The 1,282-nt window shown below is 37.4% G+C and carries 1 protein-coding gene; it reads left to right on the forward strand.

Going from position 1 to position 1,282, the window contains the following annotated elements; genetic code table 11:
- Positions 1-67 precede the first annotated feature (67 nt).
- Positions 68-1,221, forward strand: a protein-coding gene (locus BFU02S_RS15875; protein WP_157075976.1) for an IS3 family transposase whose coding sequence is annotated in 2 segments (ribosomal slippage) — positions 68-320 and positions 320-1,221 — 1,155 coding nt in all. Because the reading frame shifts where the segments join, the coding sequence is not laid out codon by codon here.
- The last annotated feature ends 61 nt before the right edge of the window (positions 1,222-1,282 follow it).

Raw genomic sequence — 1,282 nt, forward strand, 5'->3', positions numbered from 1 at the left:
TTCATGGACACATCTAAGTTAAATTTTCAATTAGCTGACCATAATGAAAATGAAAGGATGTGTCCTTATGGGTAACCAAAGTACTGGTAAAAAGTTTAATGATGATTTCAAAAAAATGGTCGTTGATCTTTATAATACGGGAAGCTCTGTGAAAGATTTAAGCAGCGAATATGGCGTATCAGATGTAACAATCTACAAGTGGATTAAAAAATATTCTCCTATCAGTTTGGAAGACGGAACATCTGTTACTCCAGATCATTTTGCTAAATTGCAAAAGCAGATTCGCCGTCTTCAGGAGGAAAATGAAATCTTAAAAAAGGCTATGGCCATATTCGCGAGAAAGTAAGTCAAACTATGCTTCTTTCTGTTATAAAACAATACAAAGACCAGTATGCCATTCAAACACTTTGTGAAGTATTAGAGATTCCAAGAAGTACGTACTATCAATCTTTTCAACGCGTTGAGTCTAACCGTGACCAAGAAAACAAGGAACTTACTGAAAAAGTCATTGAAATCCATACAGAAAGCAAACAACGCTATGGGGCTCCCAAAATCCATCATAGCCTTCAAAAAGAGGGCTATAGGTTGAGCCTAAAAAGAGTTCAACGCCTAATGAAAAAAGCTGGAATCCGGTCTATTGTATCGAAAAAATACTGTCCATATCCGAGTAAACAAAAGGTAGAGGAACGGGAAAATCTATTAGAACAAGATTTTACAACCAACTCTATCAATGAAAAATGGGTGGCCGATATTACTTATATCCACACGCTTAGAGACGGTTGGTGCTATTTAGCTTCTGTATTGGATTTACATTCTAAAAAAGTGGTAGGTTATTCCTTTTCTCGAACAATGACGACCGATGTAGTAATGAAAGCGTTAGAAAATGCGTATGAAACTCAAGCTCCAGAAGAAGGACTTATTCTTCATACCGATTTGGGTTCTCAATATACAAGCGAAGAGTTTATGACATACGTTCAATCCAAAGGCATGAAGCAGTCATTCAGTCGCAAAGGTTGCCCATATGACAATGCCTGTATCGAATCCTTTCATGCTATTTTGAAGAAAGAAGAAATCCACAACGTCAGATACGTAGATTATCAATCGGCCAAATTAGCTTTATTTCAATATATTGAAGGATGGTATAATCGGAAAAGGATTCATAGTAGTATTGGCTATAAAACACCACAAGAGGTAGAAGACTACATCCGGCATACCGCCTAAACCGCTATGTTGAGATTGTGCACACGCTTTACATGGAGTGGCGGGCATGATCGCCTTGTTT

The organism is Neobacillus fumarioli NBRC 102428, from assembly GCF_001591485.1.
In the GTDB taxonomy this organism is placed as follows: domain Bacteria; phylum Bacillota; class Bacilli; order Bacillales; family Cytobacillaceae; genus Neobacillus; species Neobacillus fumarioli.